The 17,504-nt window shown below is 64.2% G+C and carries 15 protein-coding genes and 1 riboswitch; of the genes, 7 read left to right on the top strand and 8 right to left on the bottom strand.

All coding sequences use genetic code 11. The features are described from left to right. Positions 1–18: 18 nt before the first annotated feature. The gene (locus DW352_RS22685) at positions 19–1,620 is read right to left on the bottom strand and encodes a regulator (protein ID WP_115693455.1); all 1,602 of its coding nucleotides are present in this window, start codon (positions 1,618–1,620) and stop codon (positions 19–21) included. Next, the gene (locus DW352_RS22680; RefSeq protein ID WP_210210028.1) at positions 1,617–2,324 is read right to left on the bottom strand and encodes a cysteine hydrolase family protein; all 708 of its coding nucleotides are present in this window, start codon (positions 2,322–2,324) and stop codon (positions 1,617–1,619) included. Before DW352_RS22680 ends, DW352_RS22685 begins: the two co-directional genes overlap by 4 nt. A 278-nt stretch (positions 2,325–2,602) precedes the next feature. Then, positions 2,603–2,667, top strand: a riboswitch (Fluoride riboswitch). Between the two features lie 117 nt (positions 2,668–2,784). Between DW352_RS22680 and crcB the strand changes: the two genes are divergently transcribed. After that, positions 2,785–3,159, top strand: a complete 375-nt coding sequence (crcB, locus tag DW352_RS22675; RefSeq protein ID WP_115693453.1) for a fluoride efflux transporter CrcB — start codon at positions 2,785–2,787, stop codon at positions 3,157–3,159. A gap of 147 nt (positions 3,160–3,306) precedes the next feature. Here crcB and bioB read toward each other — a convergent pair whose 3' ends face one another. After that, on the bottom strand, positions 3,307–4,290 hold the full coding sequence (gene bioB, locus DW352_RS22670; protein WP_115693452.1) for a biotin synthase BioB: 984 nt from the start codon (positions 4,288–4,290) through the stop codon (positions 3,307–3,309). Positions 4,291–4,453: 163 nt separating this feature from the next. On the opposite strand from bioB, the gene DW352_RS22665 reads away from it, so the two are divergent. Next, positions 4,454–4,693 (top strand): hypothetical protein, encoded by a 240-nt coding sequence (locus DW352_RS22665; RefSeq protein ID WP_115693451.1) that lies wholly within the window; start codon positions 4,454–4,456, stop codon positions 4,691–4,693. 69 nt (positions 4,694–4,762) lie between these two features. On the opposite strand, the gene DW352_RS22660 is transcribed toward DW352_RS22665, so the two are convergent. Both DW352_RS22660 and DW352_RS22655 read right to left on the bottom strand, forming a co-directional pair. Beyond that, on the bottom strand, positions 4,763–5,575 hold the full coding sequence (locus DW352_RS22660) for a TauD/TfdA dioxygenase family protein (protein WP_115693450.1): 813 nt from the start codon (positions 5,573–5,575) through the stop codon (positions 4,763–4,765). A gap of 35 nt (positions 5,576–5,610) precedes the next feature. After that, a complete protein-coding gene (locus DW352_RS22655; RefSeq protein ID WP_162827137.1) occupies positions 5,611–6,537 on the bottom strand; it encodes a Bug family tripartite tricarboxylate transporter substrate binding protein in 927 nt (308 codons plus the stop codon). A gap of 212 nt (positions 6,538–6,749) precedes the next feature. Between DW352_RS22655 and DW352_RS22650 the strand changes: the two genes are divergently transcribed. Genes DW352_RS22650 through DW352_RS22640 form a run of 3 tightly spaced genes read left to right on the top strand, consistent with a single transcriptional unit; the run spans position 6,750 to position 8,346 of the window. Continuing rightward, positions 6,750–7,664, top strand: coding sequence for a LysR family transcriptional regulator (locus DW352_RS22650; RefSeq protein ID WP_115693448.1), 915 nt, complete (start codon positions 6,750–6,752; stop codon positions 7,662–7,664). A 45-nt stretch (positions 7,665–7,709) separates the two neighbouring features. Continuing rightward, positions 7,710–7,976 (top strand): DUF3297 family protein, encoded by a 267-nt coding sequence (locus tag DW352_RS22645; protein ID WP_115693447.1) that lies wholly within the window; start codon positions 7,710–7,712, stop codon positions 7,974–7,976. 28 nt (positions 7,977–8,004) lie between these two features. Then, on the top strand, positions 8,005–8,346 hold the full coding sequence (locus DW352_RS22640; protein ID WP_115693446.1) for a hypothetical protein: 342 nt from the start codon (positions 8,005–8,007) through the stop codon (positions 8,344–8,346). 26 nt (positions 8,347–8,372) lie between these two features. Here DW352_RS22640 and DW352_RS22635 read toward each other — a convergent pair whose 3' ends face one another. From DW352_RS22635 to DW352_RS22625, 3 genes are all read right to left on the bottom strand, one after another. After that, positions 8,373–9,497: a calcium:cation antiporter gene (locus tag DW352_RS22635; RefSeq protein WP_115693445.1), complete on the bottom strand. Its 1,125-nt coding sequence runs from the start codon at positions 9,495–9,497 to the stop codon at positions 8,373–8,375. A gap of 273 nt (positions 9,498–9,770) precedes the next feature. Further along, a complete protein-coding gene (gene fdhF, locus DW352_RS22630) occupies positions 9,771–12,683 on the bottom strand; it encodes a formate dehydrogenase subunit alpha (protein ID WP_115693444.1) in 2,913 nt (970 codons plus the stop codon). A 140-nt stretch (positions 12,684–12,823) separates the two neighbouring features. Beyond that, positions 12,824–14,539: an NAD(P)H-dependent oxidoreductase subunit E gene (locus DW352_RS22625; protein ID WP_115693443.1), complete on the bottom strand. Its 1,716-nt coding sequence runs from the start codon at positions 14,537–14,539 to the stop codon at positions 12,824–12,826. A gap of 168 nt (positions 14,540–14,707) precedes the next feature. Between DW352_RS22625 and DW352_RS22620 the strand changes: the two genes are divergently transcribed. Together DW352_RS22620 and DW352_RS22615 are read left to right on the top strand one after the other, a co-directional pair. Further along, positions 14,708–15,637, top strand: coding sequence for a LysR family transcriptional regulator (locus DW352_RS22620; protein ID WP_115693442.1), 930 nt, complete (start codon positions 14,708–14,710; stop codon positions 15,635–15,637). Positions 15,638–16,087: 450 nt separating this feature from the next. Then, a complete protein-coding gene (locus DW352_RS22615) occupies positions 16,088–17,494 on the top strand; it encodes an L-lactate MFS transporter (RefSeq protein WP_115693441.1) in 1,407 nt (468 codons plus the stop codon). The last annotated feature ends 10 nt before the right edge of the window (positions 17,495–17,504 follow it).

Here is a 17,504-nt window from a genome sequence, read left to right as displayed (position 1 = left end):
CTTTCCTAAGCGGTTGCGTCATTCGGCAGGTACGGCCACCTTCATCGGCGCTTCGACCACGGCCGGCTGCTTCGACAACGCGAACAGGAATGCCGCCACGACAAGGTAGGCGAAAGCCACGCCCGGCGTGACGCCAAAGCCGCCGCCAACGCCGACCGCTTCACCGTGCATGAAGCCGAAATAAGTCAGCACTGCTCCGGCGAGCGAGAACGCCGCCGCCTTCGTAAACTCGCGTTCGATGACGCAGACGCCGATGGCGCCAAGCACGAGGCCGGCGAGAATCGCGCCGCCACCCATGATCTCGAGGCCGTGATAGAGCACGCCCTGCGCCGCCATCTTGCCGACGAACTCCGGCGCGTGGACCGCGGCGAAGCCGAGGCCGGCGGCGCCGAGCGCGCCGTTGAGCAGCGTCGTCGCCCAGCCGGCGAGATGCGGCGTGAGCGCCAGCACGATCGCCGGCGCATGTTTGGCGGGCGTCGTCTGGAACGCCTGCGCGCCGATCAGCATGCCGATGTAGAGAAGGATCGGTGAGATCGCGACCACCGGAATGACCGCGAGCATCAGCGAAATCACGCCGAACCAGGACAGCACGATCACCATCAGGCCGGTCGCGGCCGAATAGCCAATGCGGCCGCCCATCGCCTTCCACCCCGGATGGCCGATATACACCGCGTTGATGAAGGGGTTGCCCATCAGGCAGCCGATCAGGCTGACGATGCCGTCGGCGGTAAGCACGCGCGTCGTCGGAAAATGATCGCCGGCCGCTTCGGCGCTCTCGACGTTGTCCATCGCCTCGACGAGATCGTAGATGCCGAACGGGATCGCGGTCACCAGGATCACGCCAAGATATTCAAAGCCCGAGAACACGTGACCGACGGCCGGCAGCGGCACCGAGAAGCCGAAGGACGACAAAGCTTCGGAGACCTTGGCGCCGCTCATGCCGCCGATATTCAAACCGAACAGGTTCGAACCCCAGGCGATGAGCATGCCGACCGCGATGGCGACGAGTCCAGCCGGGATACCCATCGGATACTTCACGCCACCGAACCAGCTCACCAGGATTATGGCGAAACAGACCAGGCCGATCTGCGGCGTCATGAACATCTCGAGCGCCGGACGCATCGAGATGAAGGTGATCGACACGCCGGCCAGCGTGCCGAGCAGGGCCGCGCGCGGCGTGATCTTGCGCACGTAAGGCGCGACGAAGCCGCCGATCATCAGGATGAAGCTCTGGAAGAACACCCAGACGAGGCCGGCTTCCCAGCCTTTGATGGGATCGTTGGTCTTCAGCGTGATCGGCAGCATGATCACGAAAGTGACCACGAACATGTGCGGCACGCTGACGCCCGACGGCAAGGCGCAAACATCGCTGCGACCGGTCTTCACCGCCAAGCGATACGCGAGCCATGCGTAATACAGCGTGGACAGGCACATCATGAGCCCGAGCGCCGGGAGGATGCGGCCGAACACGATCGAGTCCGGCATCTTGATGACGAAGCGCAACAAACCGGTGAGCACCAGCATGTTGACGAGGATGTTCGTGCCGAAACCGAAGAAGGCATTCCAATCGCCTGGCGTCCATAGCTTCGGCTTGAAAGCCGTCGTCGTCGCAGTGCTCATGACCCACTCCCCTGTGCATATTTCAGCGAAGGCTTGGCCGCCGTGCCGACCGCAGCGACCATTGCGCGCGAGTCCGACACCCAGCCGAAAATGCCGCCCTGGGCCTTGATCATCTTCAAGCCCATCGCATGGAATTCCGGAAAGTAAGAAGCGCAGCAGTCGCCCAAGACGACGCAGCGATAGCCACGGTCATTGGCCTCGCGCACGGTGGTGTTGACGCACACTTCGGTGGTGACGCCGCAGACGAGCAGGTTCTCGATGCCGTTGTTCTGCAGCACGAGTTGCAGATCGGTCTGGTAGAAGGCGCCCTTGCCCGGCTTGTCGATGACCGGTTCGCCCTCGATCGGATAAAGCGCGTCGATGATGTCGTGACCCGGTTCGCCGCGAATGAGGATGCGGCCCATCGGGCCCAAATCACCGATGCGCTTCGATGGCGCGCCGCGCTCGATCTTGGCCGGAGGTGCGTCGGAGAGATCGGGGCGGTGCCCCTCGCGCGTATGAATGACGAGCATGCCGGTATCGCGCGCAGCGGCGAGCACCGCTTTGCACGGGTCGACGGCGGCCTCGAGCAGACTGACGTCGTTGCCGAGCGTCTCGCCGAAGCCGCCGGGCTCCAGGAAGTCGCGCTGCATGTCGATGATGAGAAGCGCTGTTCGCGCGAGGTCAATCTGAACTGACTGCGGTTCGGCGGTGATGGTGATCATCATGCGAAGCCCCGTCGCGCCGAGGTTGGCGATAGACAGGGATCAGCAATCCGCGTGCCAGCGCGGCAAACCGTCGCGCTGTGCTTCGATTCGACAGGAGTCGCAAAAGCTTGACCGGAAAGACCCACGCCGGCCCCGTCGTGCGAAGCCGGGCGCGAAAACCCCGCTCGCTGCTCATTTAGTCGCCGATCTGCCTAGCGACGCGCCGAAAATCCGTTGTGATTATACAATAGGCGCCGCAACGGCGGATTGACGCCCGTCGGTACCGCTCATAGTTTGCCGGTGATGGGGATGGGGTTCCCCCGATAACCGCCCGCAAGGGGCTGATGACTCCTACCGCGTAAACCTTGCGCCTGATGCGAGCCGGCGAGGAAGCCGGCCGATCGTGCGCGCCAGCGGTGGGTCTTGATCGCCCTATGGGCGGTTTTGCTTTGCCCTGGAATCTTTGAAGGACGGACCCATGGGCTACCTCATCGTTTTCCTCGGCGGCGGCCTCGGCGCGACCGTGCGCCACGGCATCAATCTCGGCATCGCCCGCGTGCTCGGCACGGGCTTTCCCTACGCGACGCTCCTGATCAACATCACCGGCTCGCTGATCATGGGACTGGCCGCGGCTTATTTCGCCTTCAAGGGCGATACTTCGCAGCACTGGCGGCTGTTCTTCACCACCGGCATCCTCGGCGGCTACACGACGTTCTCGACCTTCTCGCTCGATACGGCGTTGCTCTACGAGCGCGGCGATGTCGGCCTTGCCGCGCTCTATGTGCTGCTCTCGGTCACGATTTCGATCGCCGGCCTGTTCGCGGGTTTTGCCGTGGTGCGCAGCCTGGCGTGACACGCCCGATTGGGCATATTCGCCGTCTTGCATCCTTCCGTCGTCCCCGCGAAGGCGGGGAACCATACGCCGCAGTCCATCGATAGGACACGGCGTACTGGATCCCGGGATCTCCTGCGCCCGCGCTCAGTCGCCCGGGATGACGGCCTACTCCATCACCCGCATGCCGAGCTTATCGAGGAGCGCGAAGTCGCGATCGCGCGCGGGATTGGGGGTCGTCAGCAGCTTCGGGCCGCAGAAGATCGAATTCGCGCCGGCCATGAAGCACAAGGCTTGCGTCTCGTCGCTCATATGCTCGCGGCCGGCCGACAGCCGCACGAACGACGCCGGCATGGTGATGCGCGCGACCGCGATCGTCCGCACGAAATCCAACGCATCGATCTTCGCCGACTCGCCAAGCGGCGTGCCCTCGACCTGCATCAGCATGTTGATCGGCACGCTCTCCGGATGCACCGGCAGATTGGCCAGCGACGCGATCATGCCGACACGGTCTTCCACCTGCTCGCCCATGCCGACGATGCCGCCGCAGCAGACATTGATGCCGGCGTCGCGCACGTACTCGAGCGTGTCGAGCCGGTCCTGATAGGTCCGCGTGGTGATGATCTGGCTGTAGTACTCGGGCGACGTGTCGAGGTTGTGGTTGTAGTAGTCGAGGCCGGAGTCCTTGAGCTTGCGCGCCTGGGCCGCGTCGAGCATGCCGAGCGTGACGCAGGTCTCCATGCCGAGTGCCTTCACGCCCTCGACCATGGCGCAGACCTTGTCGAGATCGCGATCCTTGGGCGAGCGCCAAGCCGCCCCCATGCAGAAGCGGGACGCGCCGCCTGCCTTGGCCGCGCGGGCCTCGGCGAGCACCGCCTCGACTTCCATCAGTTTGCCGGCCTTCAGCCCCGTGTCGAACTTCGCCGATTGCGAGCAATAGCCGCAATCCTCCGGGCAGCCGCCCGTCTTGATCGACAACAGCGTGGAAACCTGCACCTCGGCCGGATCGAAATGCTGCCGATGCACCTGCGCGGCCTGGAAAACCAAATCGGCGAAGGGCAATGCGAACAGCGCCCGGATCTCCTCGCGCGTCCAATCGTGGCGGAGCGGCAGGACGGCCGGGCCGGCCAAGGTTTCGTGGGCGAGCGACATGCAGGGATACCTCCGCGGGTCCGGCGGACCGGACGACAGGGCTCTATAGCGCAGCCGCGCGCAGGCCAAAAGAGCCGCCTGCGCAATGACTTCGTCGCGTTGAGCGGACCGGCTGGAGGTGCTATTTTAGCAGCCGGAACAGGCTCGTCTCGGGGAATGCCTCATGAAAAAACTGACCATCGGTCTCTTCGTCCTGGCGGTGCTGGCCGCGCCGGTGCACGCCCAAGGCCGCGGCGCCGCCGAGCCGCCCTCGCCCGAGGAGATGCAAAAGAAGCGTGATCAGGCCGATCTCGACAAGCAATACAAGAACGCGCTCAAGCGCTCGAACAGCGACGTCACCCCGGCGAAAGTCGATCCCTGGGCGAATATGCGCGGCAGCAACGACCAGCAGCCCAAGCGCTGAACTGCGGCTTAAGGAAAGAGGCCGGCCATCCAGGATGGCCGGCCTCTTTCGTATTCGTATGTCCGTCGATCAGGCCGCGACCGGGCGCTCCGTGCCCTCGATCTGCACGCGGAAGCCGGATCGCACGTTCGGCCAATAGTCCCAGATCGCCTTGTGATGGGTGCAACGGTTGTCCCAGAACGCGATGGAGTGCGGCGTCCAGCGAAAGCGGCAGGTCCACTCCGGCTTGTTGCAGTGGTCGATCAGGAACTGCAGCACGCGCTCGCCCTCCAGGCGCGGCAGCTCATTGATCTTTGCGGTGAAGTCCGTGTTGACGAAGATCACCTTTTTCTTACTGACAGGATGACGGATGATCACCGGATGCACGTTGCTCGGCGTGTTGGGACCGAACACGCGCTTGCCGTCGTGCGTCGCCGTCAGGCCTTCGAGGAAGGTCTTCATGCGCGGCGACAGCGCATCATAGGCGGCATACATGCTGGCGAACATGGTGTCGCCGCCGCCGTTCGGCGGGACGATGTGGTTGTAGAGCATGCTGCCCAGCGGCGGGATTTCGGCGCAGGACTGGTCGCTGTGGAAGTTCTCGCCCGAGATCTGCTTGGAGGTCTCGTCGTAGTGAAACTTGCGCACCAGCGGATTGTCGGTGGTCTTGCTGATGGTCGTCCCGCCGACATGGGTGCCGAGCGGGCCGAAGTGGCGCGCGAGGCGAATCTGGTCGTCGAACGTGATCTTCTGATCGCGGAAGAAGATCACCTGATATTCGATGAAAGCCTGATGCAGCTCTTCCACCTGCTTGTTCGGCAGCGCCTTGGTCAGGTCGATATTGCCGATCTCGGCGCCAATATGCGGCGATACCGGTGTAACGGTTATGGTCTCGTAGGCCATTGGGGCTCCCCTCTTTCAGTGCCGTTGTGAATGCGTCAATCGATCTGCGCGCCCGAGCGTTTGACGACCTCGGTCCACCGCGCCACGTCGGTGTCGACGAATTTGCGGAACTCTTCCGGCGACGACGTCGCAACGTCCGTTCCCATCTTCTTGATCTGAGCGACATAGTCCGGCGATTGCGCGATCTTCAGCGTCTCGGCGTTCAGCCGCGCGATGATCTCCGGCGGAGTGCCGGCCGGCACGAACAGTCCCGTCCACGCCGTAACGTCGAAGTCCTTCAGACCCTGTTCGGCAAAGGTCGGAACCTCGGGCGCTGTCGGCGAACGCTCGCGCGTGGTCACGCCAAGAGCGCGCAGCTGCTTGTTGGCGACGAACGGCAGAGCGGTCGGAATAGTCTCGATCATCATCGACACATTGCCCGCCAGGAGATCGGGAGCCGCACCGCCGCCGCCTTTGTACGGCACGTGCAGGATCTCGATCCCGGCCGCTTCCTTCAGCAGTTCGCCGCTGAGGTGCGAGGCCGTGCCGACGCCCGCCGACGCGAAGGTCAGCTTTCCCGGATGTGCCTTCGCATAGGCGATGAATTCTTGAAGGTTATTGGCCGGGATGTTGTTCTGCACGATCAGCATCAACGGCAGCTTGTGCAAAATGCCAACCGGCACGAGATCCTTCGCGGGATTGTAGCGCAGGTTCTTGTAGATGGCGGGGCCGATGCCGAGGGTACCGTTCGTCCCGAACAGAATGGTGTAGCCGTCGGGCCGCGCGCGCGAGACGATCTCGGCGCCGATATGTCCGCCGGCACCAGGGCGGTTCTCGACCACGACGCTCTTGCCGAGACCTTGCGATAAGGCATTGGCTACCGCCCGCGCGAGAACGTCGGACGAGCCGCCCGCGGAGAACGTGACGACCATCGTTATCGGACGCTCGGGATAGTCGGACGCAACGGCGGCGGTCGTTGCCAACACACTCGTTGCAAGCGCGACTATTAGCCTGCTCCAGAACTTGCCAGACATTATTTGAATCCCCGATTTGCTTGTTGGCCCTTCCTTCGGTCCGGCACGCGAGGAAGGGCTTGTTCGGAAACTTTACGAACGGCGGTTTGCGATTACAATTAAACAAACCCGACTAACAAATATGCCGAGGCGGCATATCCCACTTCGTCACCCAGGCAGCGATGAACCTTCGCCAGATTGAATATTTCGTCCACGTCGCCGAAAGCGGCAGCTTCAGCCGCGCCTCCGCGATCATGGGCACGACGCAGCCCGCGATCAGCCGGCAGGTGCGCGCGCTCGAACGCGAGCTCGACCGCCATCTCTTTCACCGCAACGGCCGCGGCGTGCTGCTGACCGACGACGGCACACGCTTCCTCGCTTATGCCAAAGGCATTCTGCATCAGCTCGACGGCGCGCGGCATGCGGTAACCGGCAGCGAGGCCGATCTTGTCGGCAAGGTTGTCGTCGGTCTGCCGCCATCGGTCGGCCACGTCATGACCGTGCCTCTCGTGCGCGCCTTCCGCGAACGCTATCCGCGCGCCGAGCTATCGGTCATGGAGGCGCTCAGCGTGACGCTGCAGGAGCGGATGTTGGCCGGCCGCGTCGACGTCGCCGTCATTCATAATCCCGTGCCGTCGATGCTGATCGAGGTCGAGCCTCTGCTGAGCGAGTCGCTGTGCCTGCTCACCGCGGCGCGTTCGAACCGGACGCGCCCCGTCGCCTTCAGCGATCTCGCGCGCTTCGACCTGATCTTTCCCGGCGCGCCGCATCCCCTTCGCTCTTTGGTCGACGCGGAGGCGGCAAGGCGCGGCGTCAAGTTGAAGGTGTCTCTGGAGATCGATGCCATCCCCGTGATCATGCAACTCGTGGCGGAGGGCTACGGCCATGCCGTGGTCCCCTATAACGTCGTGCGGACGGGCATGTCCGGCGCCGGCGTGGTGGCGCGGCCGATCGTCAGCCCGCGCCTCGGCAGCATGGTCGCGCTGGTGACGCCGACGCGGCGGCCGCCGACGCTGCTAGCCTCCGGCGTGACCGATCTGGTGCGGCAGATGCTGCACGCGGCGCTCGCCACGAAAAAGCCGCCGCGAAAAGCCTGACGCGACACCTTGCGCCCGGCCCGCGGAGCGTGAGAAAAGCCCGCCATGACCGAACAGCCCGACACCACCGACACGCCGCCCGACCGCCTTTCGACCGATCCGCGCAGCCCCTATTTCAATGCCGAGGTGCTGGCACGCGACGTCGGCATCCGTTTCAAGGGCGCCGAGAAGACCAACGTGGAAGAGTATTGCGTGAGCGAAGGCTGGATCCGCGTCGCCGCCGGCAACGCCAAGGACCGCCACGGCAACCCGCTCACGATCAAGCTCACGGGTCCAGTCGAGCCTTACTTCCGCGACAAGACGAGCGGCTGACGACAGGACCGGCAAACGGGCGCGCGGCATGGACGATCTCCACGACGATATCGCCCAGCTCGAGACCCGCATCGAGGAACTGCGCGCAACGCGCGAGCGCTGCCGCAAGATCTCGCTGGTCGGCCGCATCGCGCTCTACATCAGCGGGCTGTGGCTGATTCTTACACTGACGTCGCTGTTGCCGTTCTCGCCGACCCCGTTCTTCGCCGCCCTGGCGGCCGTGCTCGGCGGCTTCGTGCTGCTCGGCTCGAACAAGACGACCTGGGAGCAGACGGAAGAAGAACTGCGCAAGGCGGAAGCCATGCGCGACCAGTTCATCGGCAGCATCACCATGAAAGTCGTCGGCGACGAGCGCCCGACGCTGCATTGAGGCCACACGGGCCGACCGGCGCAGCCTCAGCCTTGAAAAATCAGCATCACGAAAGCCGCGAACAGCACGACGTGCACCACGCCTTGCAGGATGTTGGTATGGCCGCTGGCGAAGGTGACGATGCTGACGACGAGCGTGACCGCCAGCAGGAGGTTATCGGCGCTCGACAGCCCGAGATAGACCTCGTGGCTGGTGAAATAGCTAATTGCCAGCATCGCCGGCACCGTGAGCCCGATCGTCGACAGCACCGAGCCGAGCGAGATGTTGATCGAACGCTGCAGCCGGTTCGACCACGCCGCCCGCGTGGCGCCAATAGCTTCCGGCGTCGCGACCAGCATGGCGATGATGACGCCGCCGATCGCGGTCGGCACGTGCAGGGTCTCGATCAGGTAATCGATCGGATGCGCGAATTGCTCCGCCAGAAAAACGACGGGGACGATGTAAGCCAGCAGCAGGACGATATGCCAGCCGAGCCGGCCCATGCCGAGCGGCGGCTTCGTATGGGCCGTCGCGGCATCTTCGGGAGCGAAATAGCTGCGATGGCGGCCCGTCTGGATGGAAAGGAAGGCGACATACAGGCCGACGGACGTCAGCATGACGAACATCTCCTGCGGACCGGACAAGGTCGGCCCCGGCGTCGTGACGGTGAAATTCGGCAGGCTCAGCGGAAACGCCGCCATCGGAATGATCACGCCGAGATAGGCATTCGCGCCTTGCAGATTGTAGTGCTGCTCGCGGTGCCGCCAGCCGCCGGCGAGCAGCGATACGCCGATCATGCCGCCGAGGATGATCATGATGATGGCGAACAAGGTGTCGCGCACGAGCGTCGGATTGTTCTCCCCGTGCAGCATGACCGCAGTGATGCTCATCACCTCGATCGCCGTCACCGACAGCGTGAGAACCAAGGTGCCGTAAGGCTCGCCGAGGAATTCAGCGACGCGGTCGGCGTGTCGCACCACCGCCAGCGCCGAACAGAGCACGACGGCGAACAGCCAGACGAAGATGACCGCGAACCAAAGAGGATTGGCCATCGCGGCGAACATCTTCTCGCCGGCCAGCGCGAACGCCAACGTGGTCGCCAGGCTGATGCCGAGGAAGCGCTCGGCGCGGACGATCTTACGCAGCTGGCCGGCGCGGCGGTGGGCAGGCATCGGGCATCCTGACGTCGAAAGCGAATCGCTTGCCCGAGCAAAGTGAAGGCCGGGAGACGTCTGCGTCAATCACCGGACGCGCGGATGGTGTCGGCGGCTTGGCGGTCGGCACGGCTTGACCCGCCCACGGGCACCCTGCGCATCGATGACAAGGACGCGCCGTCATCGCGGGCAAGCGAACGGCAGCACACCGGGAGACGGCTGAGGTTGCCGGCGCTGCCACGCGTGGGCACGGCGCACGTGCGCCTTTGCCCACCCTACAGGGGAGCGTGATTACTCCGCCGCTTCCAGCGTGCGCGGCACGGCTTCGACCTTCGCCGCGCAGTACTTGAACTCCGGGATCTTGCCGAACGGATCGAGCTTCGGATTGGTGAGCAAGTTCGCCGCCGCTTCGACGTAAGCGAAGGGGATGAACACCACACCATCCGGCACCGCGTCGTCCTGACGCGAATGCAGCTCGACCGAACCGCGTCGAGTCGTCACCCGGATCATGTCGCCCGCCTGAATGCCGAGCTTAGCGAGCGTGCCACGCGACACCTGAGCGATCGCCGAGGGCTCGATCGCGTCGAGGACCTGGGCGCGGCGCGTCATCGAGCCGGTGTGCCAGTGTTCGAGCTGCCGGCCGGTCGACAGGATGAACGGATATTCGTGATCCGGCACTTCGTCCGGCGGCTGCAGCTTGGTCGACACGAGCTTGGCGAAGCCGCCCGGACGCGGGAAGCCATCGTCGAACACGACGTCGCGGCCGGGCACGTCCGGCCCGTCGACCGGATAAGTCACGGCGTCCTCGCGCGCGACACGGTCCCACGTGATGTTCTTGAGCGACGGCATGAGCGATGCCATCTCGGTGAACACCTCGCTCACGTGCTTGTAAGTCCAGCCGCAGCCGAGGCGGTTGGCGATTTCCTGGATGATCCAGAGGTCGTGACGCGCATCGCCCGGAAGCGGGATCGCCTGGCGGCCGATCTGCACCTGACGGTTCGTATTGGTGACGGTGCCGTCCTTCTCCGGCCAGCCGGACGCCGGCAGCACCACGTCGGCATAGACCGCGGTCTCGGTGAGGAACAAGTCCTGCACCACGAGATGCTCGAGATGCGCCAAAGCTTCGCGCGCGTGGTTGAGATCCGGATCGGACATCGCCGGGTTCTCACCCTCGATGTACATGCCCTTGATCTCGTCGGCATGGATCGCATCCATGATCTCGACGACGGTCTTGCCGCGCTTGGGATTGAGCTTCACGCCCCAGGCCTGCTCGTACTGGGCGCGGATGTCGGAAGCCTCGACCGACTTGTAGTCGGGGAAGAACATTGGGATGAGGCCAGCGTCGGACGCCCCCTGCACGTTGTTCTGCCCGCGCAGCGGATGCAGGCCCGTGCCGGGCCGGCCGATCTGGCCGGTGATCAGCGCCAGCGCGATCAGGCAGCGCGCATTGTCCGTGCCGTGCGTGTGCTGCGACACGCCCATGCCCCAGAAGATAATCGAACTCTCGGCGCGGGCGTAGGCGCGCGCGACCTCGCGCAAGGTCTCCGCCTCGATGCCGCAGATCGGAGCCATCTCCTCCGGCGTGAAGTCCTTGATGTTCTCCTTCCAGGCCTCGAAGCCCTCGACATAGGTCTGGATGTATTGCTGGTCGTACAGCTTCTCGGTGACGATGACGTTGAGCATGGCGTTGAGCATCGCCACGTCGGTGCCGTTCTTGAACTGCATCATCTTCCAGGCGTGCCGCTTCATCGCGGTGCCGCGCGGATCCATGATGACGAGCTTGGCGCCGCGCTTGGCCGCCTGCTTGAAGTACGTCGCGGCAACCGGGTGATTCTCGGTCGGGTTGGCGCCGATGACGATGATGAGTTCGGAGTTCTTCACCTCGTTGAAGGTCGCGGTGACCGCCGCCGAACCGACGCCCTCCAGCAGCGCGGCCACCGACGAAGCATGACAGAGCCGCGTGCAATGATCGACGTTGTTGGTGCCGAAGCCGGTGCGCACCAGCTTCTGGAACAGGTAGGCCTCCTCGTTCGAGCCCTTGGCCGAACCGAAGCCGGCGAGCGCTTGCGAGCCGTCGCGGTCGCGGATCGTCTTGAGGCCGTTGGCAGCCGCGTCCAGCGCTTCTTCCCAGGTCGCCTCGCGGAAATGGGTATACGGATTCGACGGACCGATGATCTCGTGCGGCACCTTGGGCACGCCCTCCTTGCGGATGAGCGGCTTCAACAGGCGCTGCTTGTTGTGCACGTAATCGAAGCCGAAACGGCCCTTGACGCACAGCCGGTTCTGATTGGCGGGGCCGTTGCGGCCCGAGACGGCCACGATCTTGTCGTCCTTGATCTGATACGTGAGTTGGCAGCCGACGCCGCAATAAGGGCAAACGCTGTCGACGGTGCGGTCCGGCGCGCCCTTATAGACGTTCTTTTCGTCGACCATGGTCGCCGGCATCAAGGCGCCGGTCGGGCAGGCCTGCACGCACTCGCCGCAAGCGACGCAGGTCGAGGCGCCCATCGGATCGTCGAAGTCGAACACGATCTTCTCGGTGTGGCCGCGGCCCGCCATGCCGATGACGTCGTTGACCTGCACTTCGCGGCAGGCGCGGACACAGAGATTGCACTGGATGCAGGCGTCGAGATTGACCGCCATCGCCGGGTGGCTGCGGTCCGGCTCCGGCACGATGATGCGGTCGCGCTTGGGGAAACGGCTCTGCGCGACGCCCTGCCGCTTTACCGTCTTCCAGAATTCCGACATCGGATCGTGCGCGACGTCCTGCGCCGGCTGGTCGGTGACGAGAAGCTCCGCGACCATCTTGCGCGCGGTCTTGGCGCGATCGGTCTGCGTCTTCACCTTCATGCCGGGAGCCGGCATGCGGATGCAGCTCGCCGCGAGCGTCCGCTCGCCTTCGACCTCGACCATGCAGACGCGGCAGTTGCCGTCGGCGCGGTAGCCGGGCTGCGGCGAGTAGCACAGGTGCGGCAGCTTGATGTCGAGCCGGCGCGCGGCGCGGAAGATCGACTCACCCTCGCGGATGTCGACCTCGCGATCGTCGATGAAGAAGGTGTTGCCGGTCGGCGCGCCGCCCTCGCCCACCGAGGTCTGCGCCGGCGCCGTGTGCGCGACATGCGGCTTGCCCTCGCCGACAGTCTTGCCGCCCGCTGCGCCGTTGCCGTCGTGTCCGTAACCCGCCGGTTTTTGAGTGTCGGTCATGGTCTTCTTCCTTCGACCTCTCCCGTCACCCTGAGGAGCGAGCGCGCTTTTGCGCGCGAGCCTCGAAGGGTCTGGGCTTCCGTTGTGGCCGTCCTCCTTCGAGGGCCGCTGCGCGGCCACCTCAGGATGACGGGTCTAACTCACCACTTCCCCAGCGGCTTCTTCAGTTCGTCGGGGAAGTATTTCAACACGCACAGCAGCGGGTTCGGCGCCGCCTGGCCGAGGCCGCAGATCGAGGCATCGCGCATGGCGGTCGACAGCTCGTTGAGCAGCTCCACGTTCCAGGGCCCCTGCGCCATCAGCGCCGCCGCCTTCTCCGTGCCGACACGGCACGGCGTGCACTGACCGCAACTCTCGTCCTCGAAGAACTTCATCAGGTTCAACGCCACGGCCTTGATGTCGTCCTGGTCGGACAGGATCACAACCGCGTGGGAGCCGACGAAACAGCCGTATTTTTCGAGCGTGCCGAAATCGAGCGGGATATCGGCCATCGACGCCGGCAGGATGCCGCCGGAAGGGCCGCCCGGCAGATAAGCCTTGAAAGCGTGCCCCTCTTCCATGCCGCCGCAATATTCATCGATCAGTTCGCGCATGGTGATGCCGGCCGGCGCGAGCTTCACACCGGGATTCTTCACCCGGCCCGACACCGAGAAGCTGCGCAGTCCCTTGCGCTCGTTGCGGCCGTGCGACGCGAACCACGCCGCGCCCTTCTCGACGATGTCGCGGATCCAGAACATCGTCTCGACGTTCTGCTCGAGCGTCGGGCGGCCGAACAGACCGACCTGCGCGACGTAAGGCGGACGATGGCGCGGCAGGCCGCGCTTGCCTTCGATGCTCTCGATCATCGCCGATTCTTCGCCGCAGATATATGCGCCAGCGCCGCGGCGCAGATGCAGCTTGGTGTGCGGCGTGAGGCCGGCCTGTTCGAGCTTCTCGATCTCTTCGAGCAGCATCAGTCGGATTTCAGGGTATTCGTCGCGGATGTAGATGTAGGTGTCGCGCGCCTCGACGACCCAGGCGGCGATTAGCACGCCCTCGAGGAAGCGATGCGGATCGCGTTCGAGATAATGGCGGTCCTTGAAGGTGCCGGGTTCGCCCTCGTCGGCATTCACCGCGAACAGTCGCGGCGCGGGCTCCGCGCGCACCAGCGACCATTTGCGTCCGGTCGGAAAACCGGCGCCGCCGAGGCCGCGCAAGCCGGCATCGCTGACGATCTTGATCAACTCGTCCGGCGTGCGCGTGCCGGCGATACAGTCCTTCAACAGCGCGTAACCGCCTCGCGCCTGATAGGCGGCGAAATCGGCATCCGGCTTCCACGCATGCGCGTGCGGCTGCGCCGCGACCGCGCCGGCAACTTTGTCCGGTGTCGCATTGAACGTCTGCACATGCCCGACGGCGACTGCCGGCGCGTGATCGCACGCGCCCATGCATGGCGCGCGCACGACGCGCACGTTCGGACCGAGCTTATCGGGCAATGCGGCCAGCAGCTTTTCGGCGCCGCGCATCGTGCATGACAGCGATTCGCACACCCGCACCGTCACCGGTGGCGGCGGTGTCTCGCCTTCCTTCACCACATCGAAATGCGCGTAGAAGGTCGCGACCTCGTACACCTCGGTCAGCGCCATCCGCATCTCGGCGGCAAGCGCGGCGAGATGCGCGGCCGACAGATGGCCGTAGTGGTCCTGAATGAGGTGGAGATGCTCGATCAGCAAATCGCGCCGGCGCGGCCGGTCGGTCAGCAGCGCCTGTACTTCCTCCAGCGCCTGGAGATCGACTTGGCGCCCTTTGGGCGTCCGTGGCGGCTTGCGCCGACTCGTATTCCCGCCGGCATGCGGCGGCGGTGCCTGCATATTCATCCGCTTCTCCCAGAGGCTGATTTGAGACCGTTCTAAAGAACAAGCAACCCCGTCCTCGCCATCGGGTCATAGGCAAAAGCTATCGTTCGCCCACCCGTCACATCTGATTGCTTTCGCAATGCAATACCCGGTATTATAGCTAACCCTCTGAATTGAAAGGGATATGGCGTGCTGGACAAGCTCGAATTCATCCTGGCACTGGCGCGCGAGCAGCACTTCGGACGCGCGGCCGAGACGTGCGGCGTGACCCAGCCGACACTGTCGGCCGGCGTAAAGCAGCTCGAAGAGCAAATGGGCGTGCTGCTGGTGAACCGCGGCTCGCGCTTTCAAGGGTTCACGCCGGAGGGGCAGCGCGTGCTCGAATGGGCGCGGCGCATCGTCGGCGATTCACACGCGATGCGTGAAGAGATCAACGCGTTGCGGCATGGCCTTTCCGGCCGCCTGCGCATCGCCGCGATTCCAACGGCGCTGGCGATGGTCGCCGCGTTGACGACGCCGTATCGCGAGCGACATCCGAACGTGCAGTTCACCGTCTACTCGCGCACGTCGATCGAGGTGCTCGACCTCTTGGAGAATCTCGAGATCGACGCCGGCATCACCTACATCGAGAACGAACCGCTCGGCCGTGTCAGCGTCGTGCCGCTTTATCACGAGCGCTATCGGTTGCTCACGTCGGCCGATGCGCCGCTCGGCAACCGCGACAAGGTCACCTGGGCGGAAGTGGCGCAAGTGCCGCTTTGCCTGCTCACGCCCGACATGCAGAACCGGCGCATCATCGATCGGCTGCTCAAGAGCACGGGCCTCGAGTCGCGCCCGACCTTGGAATCGGATTCGATGATCCTGTTGTTCTCGCATGTGCGTACCGGCCGCTGGGCGAGCGTGATGCCGGCCAAGCTCGCCGAGACATTGGGGCTCACCGATACGCTGCGCGCCATTCCGATCCTGGAGCCCGAAGCGGTGCAGACGATCGGCCTTGTCGTTCCCAAGCGCGAGCCGATGACGCCGATCACCGCGGCGCTGGTGGAAGAAGCCAAGCGCGTCGCACCCGAACTCGACCGGCTCGAAAAGATGGCGACGATTTCCACGCGGCGCGCATAACGCGTGCGACGCGGCGATACGGAGCGCTCCCGCTTCGGTGCGCGCCAAGGCGCGCAGGTGCCGTCACGCGATAATCAACACTGAGGGCCAGCCGGACGATCGGGCTCGAGTACCCTCACTGCGTCCGACCGATGCGCATCTTTCTTCTGAACATCTTGTCGTGCGGCCGCGGAACAGAAGATGCGCCGCTCCAAGCCCCAGACTTATTCTTTAGTCTAAATCATATAATTTAAGCGACTATACAAAAACAACATTTTTATATCTGAATCTTGAGCACGGCGAAATCTCTCGCTATTGCACCATTTGGATGTGCGATTGCTCAATTGATATTCGTTTATTGATTCAAATGTTGTGCCTCCTCAGTGTGCAACCGGCAGCGGTGGGGGGCGACCATCCTCCTGGCTGACCAACAAAAACAAGATGCCAACGACCTAGGGGAGTCATCGCGCAATGAGCCTATCTTTCCTCGATCGCAGTCATACGATTGCCAAACCAGGCTTCAGCCGCTGGATGGTGCCGCCCGCCGCGCTGTGCGTACATCTTTGCATCGGCCAAGCGTATGCCTTCAGCGTGTTCAACCTGCCGATGACCAGACTCATCGGCATCAGCCAACCCGCTCCGGACGATTGGAAGCTCACCGAGCTCGGATGGATATTCTCGATCGCCATCTTCTTCCTCGGCGCTTCGTCGGCCGTGTTCGGCCGCTGGGTCGAAGAAGGCGGCCCGCGCAAGGCGATGTTCACCGCCGCGCTGTGCTGGGCCGGCGGCTTCTTCGTGTCCGCCATCGGCGTCTATCTCCATAATCTGTGGCTGGTCTATCTCGGCTACGGCGTCCTCGGCGGCATCGCGCTCGGCATCGGTTACATCTCGCCGGTCTCGACGCTGATCAAATGGTTCCCCGATCGTCCCGGCATGGCGACCGGCATGGCCATCATGGGCTTCGGCGGCGGCGCTTTCATCGCCTCACCGTTATCCGTGTGGCTGATGGCCAAGTTTTCCTCCGCCACGCATATCGGCGTCGCCGAGACTTTCATCGTGCTCGGCATCGTCTATTTCGCCTTCATGATCGTCGGCTCGATCATCGTGCGCGTGCCCGCGCCGGACTGGAAACCGGAAGGCTACACGCCCCCGACGGTGGCGCAAAAGCTGATCACCAAGAACGACGTCTATGTCTATGACGCGCTCAAGACGCCGCAGTTCTGGCTGATCTGGTGGGTGCTGTGTCTCAACGTCACCGCGGGCATCGGCGTGCTCGGCCAGGCCTCGGCGATGAGCCAGGAGATGTTCCCCGGCCAGATCACGCCCGTTGCCGCGGCCGGCTTCGTCGGCCTGATGAGCTTGTTCAACATGGGCGGCCGCTTCTTTTGGGCCTCGACGTCGGACTACATCGGCCGCCGCAACACCTACTTCGTGTTCATGGTGCTCGGCTTCTTCCTTTACTGCGCGGTGCCTTACACCGGATCGGTCGGCAGCGTCTCGCTGTTCGTGATCTGCTTCCTGGTGATCATCTCGATGTACGGCGGCGGCTTCGCCACCGTGCCGGCCTATCTCAAGGACATGTTCGGCACGCGCTACGTCGGCGCCATCCACGGCCTGCTGCTGACGGCGTGGTCGGCGGCCGGCATCTTCGGCCCGGTGCTCGTCAACTACATCCGCGAGTACAACGTCACGCACGGCGTGCCGAAAGCACAAGCCTACAACACTACCATGTACATCATGGCGGCGCTGCTGGTGATCGGCTTCGTCTGCAACTTCATGATCAAGGCCGTGCACCACCGCTTCCACATGAAACCCGATCACGAAGCCCAGCGCGCGCAGACGGCTGTCGGCCCCGTGAGCGAACCGGCCGGCGCTTAAGGGAGGACAA

It is taken from the genome of Pseudolabrys taiwanensis (assembly GCF_003367395.1).
Taxonomy (GTDB): domain Bacteria; phylum Pseudomonadota; class Alphaproteobacteria; order Rhizobiales; family Xanthobacteraceae; genus Pseudolabrys; species Pseudolabrys taiwanensis.
The sequence above is the reverse complement of the archived record's forward strand: the minus strand, read 5'-3'. Positions and strand labels throughout refer to the sequence as shown.

Coding starts and splice junctions, on each gene's coding strand:
- DW352_RS22685 (WP_115693455.1), bottom strand. CDS start 1,620: ATGAGCACTGCGACGACGACGGCTTTCAAGCCGAAGCTATGGACGCCA.
- DW352_RS22680 (WP_210210028.1), bottom strand. CDS start 2,324: ATGATCACCATCACCGCCGAACCGCAGTCAGTTCAGATTGACCTCGCG.
- crcB (WP_115693453.1), top strand. CDS start 2,785: ATGGGCTACCTCATCGTTTTCCTCGGCGGCGGCCTCGGCGCGACCGTG.
- bioB (WP_115693452.1), bottom strand. CDS start 4,290: ATGTCGCTCGCCCACGAAACCTTGGCCGGCCCGGCCGTCCTGCCGCTC.
- DW352_RS22665 (WP_115693451.1), top strand. CDS start 4,454: ATGAAAAAACTGACCATCGGTCTCTTCGTCCTGGCGGTGCTGGCCGCG.
- DW352_RS22660 (WP_115693450.1), bottom strand. CDS start 5,575: ATGGCCTACGAGACCATAACCGTTACACCGGTATCGCCGCATATTGGC.
- DW352_RS22650 (WP_115693448.1), top strand. CDS start 6,750: ATGAACCTTCGCCAGATTGAATATTTCGTCCACGTCGCCGAAAGCGGC.
- DW352_RS22645 (WP_115693447.1), top strand. CDS start 7,710: ATGACCGAACAGCCCGACACCACCGACACGCCGCCCGACCGCCTTTCG.
- DW352_RS22640 (WP_115693446.1), top strand. CDS start 8,005: ATGGACGATCTCCACGACGATATCGCCCAGCTCGAGACCCGCATCGAG.
- DW352_RS22635 (WP_115693445.1), bottom strand. CDS start 9,497: ATGCCTGCCCACCGCCGCGCCGGCCAGCTGCGTAAGATCGTCCGCGCC.
- fdhF (WP_115693444.1), bottom strand. CDS start 12,683: ATGACCGACACTCAAAAACCGGCGGGTTACGGACACGACGGCAACGGC.
- DW352_RS22625 (WP_115693443.1), bottom strand. CDS start 14,539: ATGAATATGCAGGCACCGCCGCCGCATGCCGGCGGGAATACGAGTCGG.
- DW352_RS22615 (WP_115693441.1), top strand. CDS start 16,088: ATGAGCCTATCTTTCCTCGATCGCAGTCATACGATTGCCAAACCAGGC.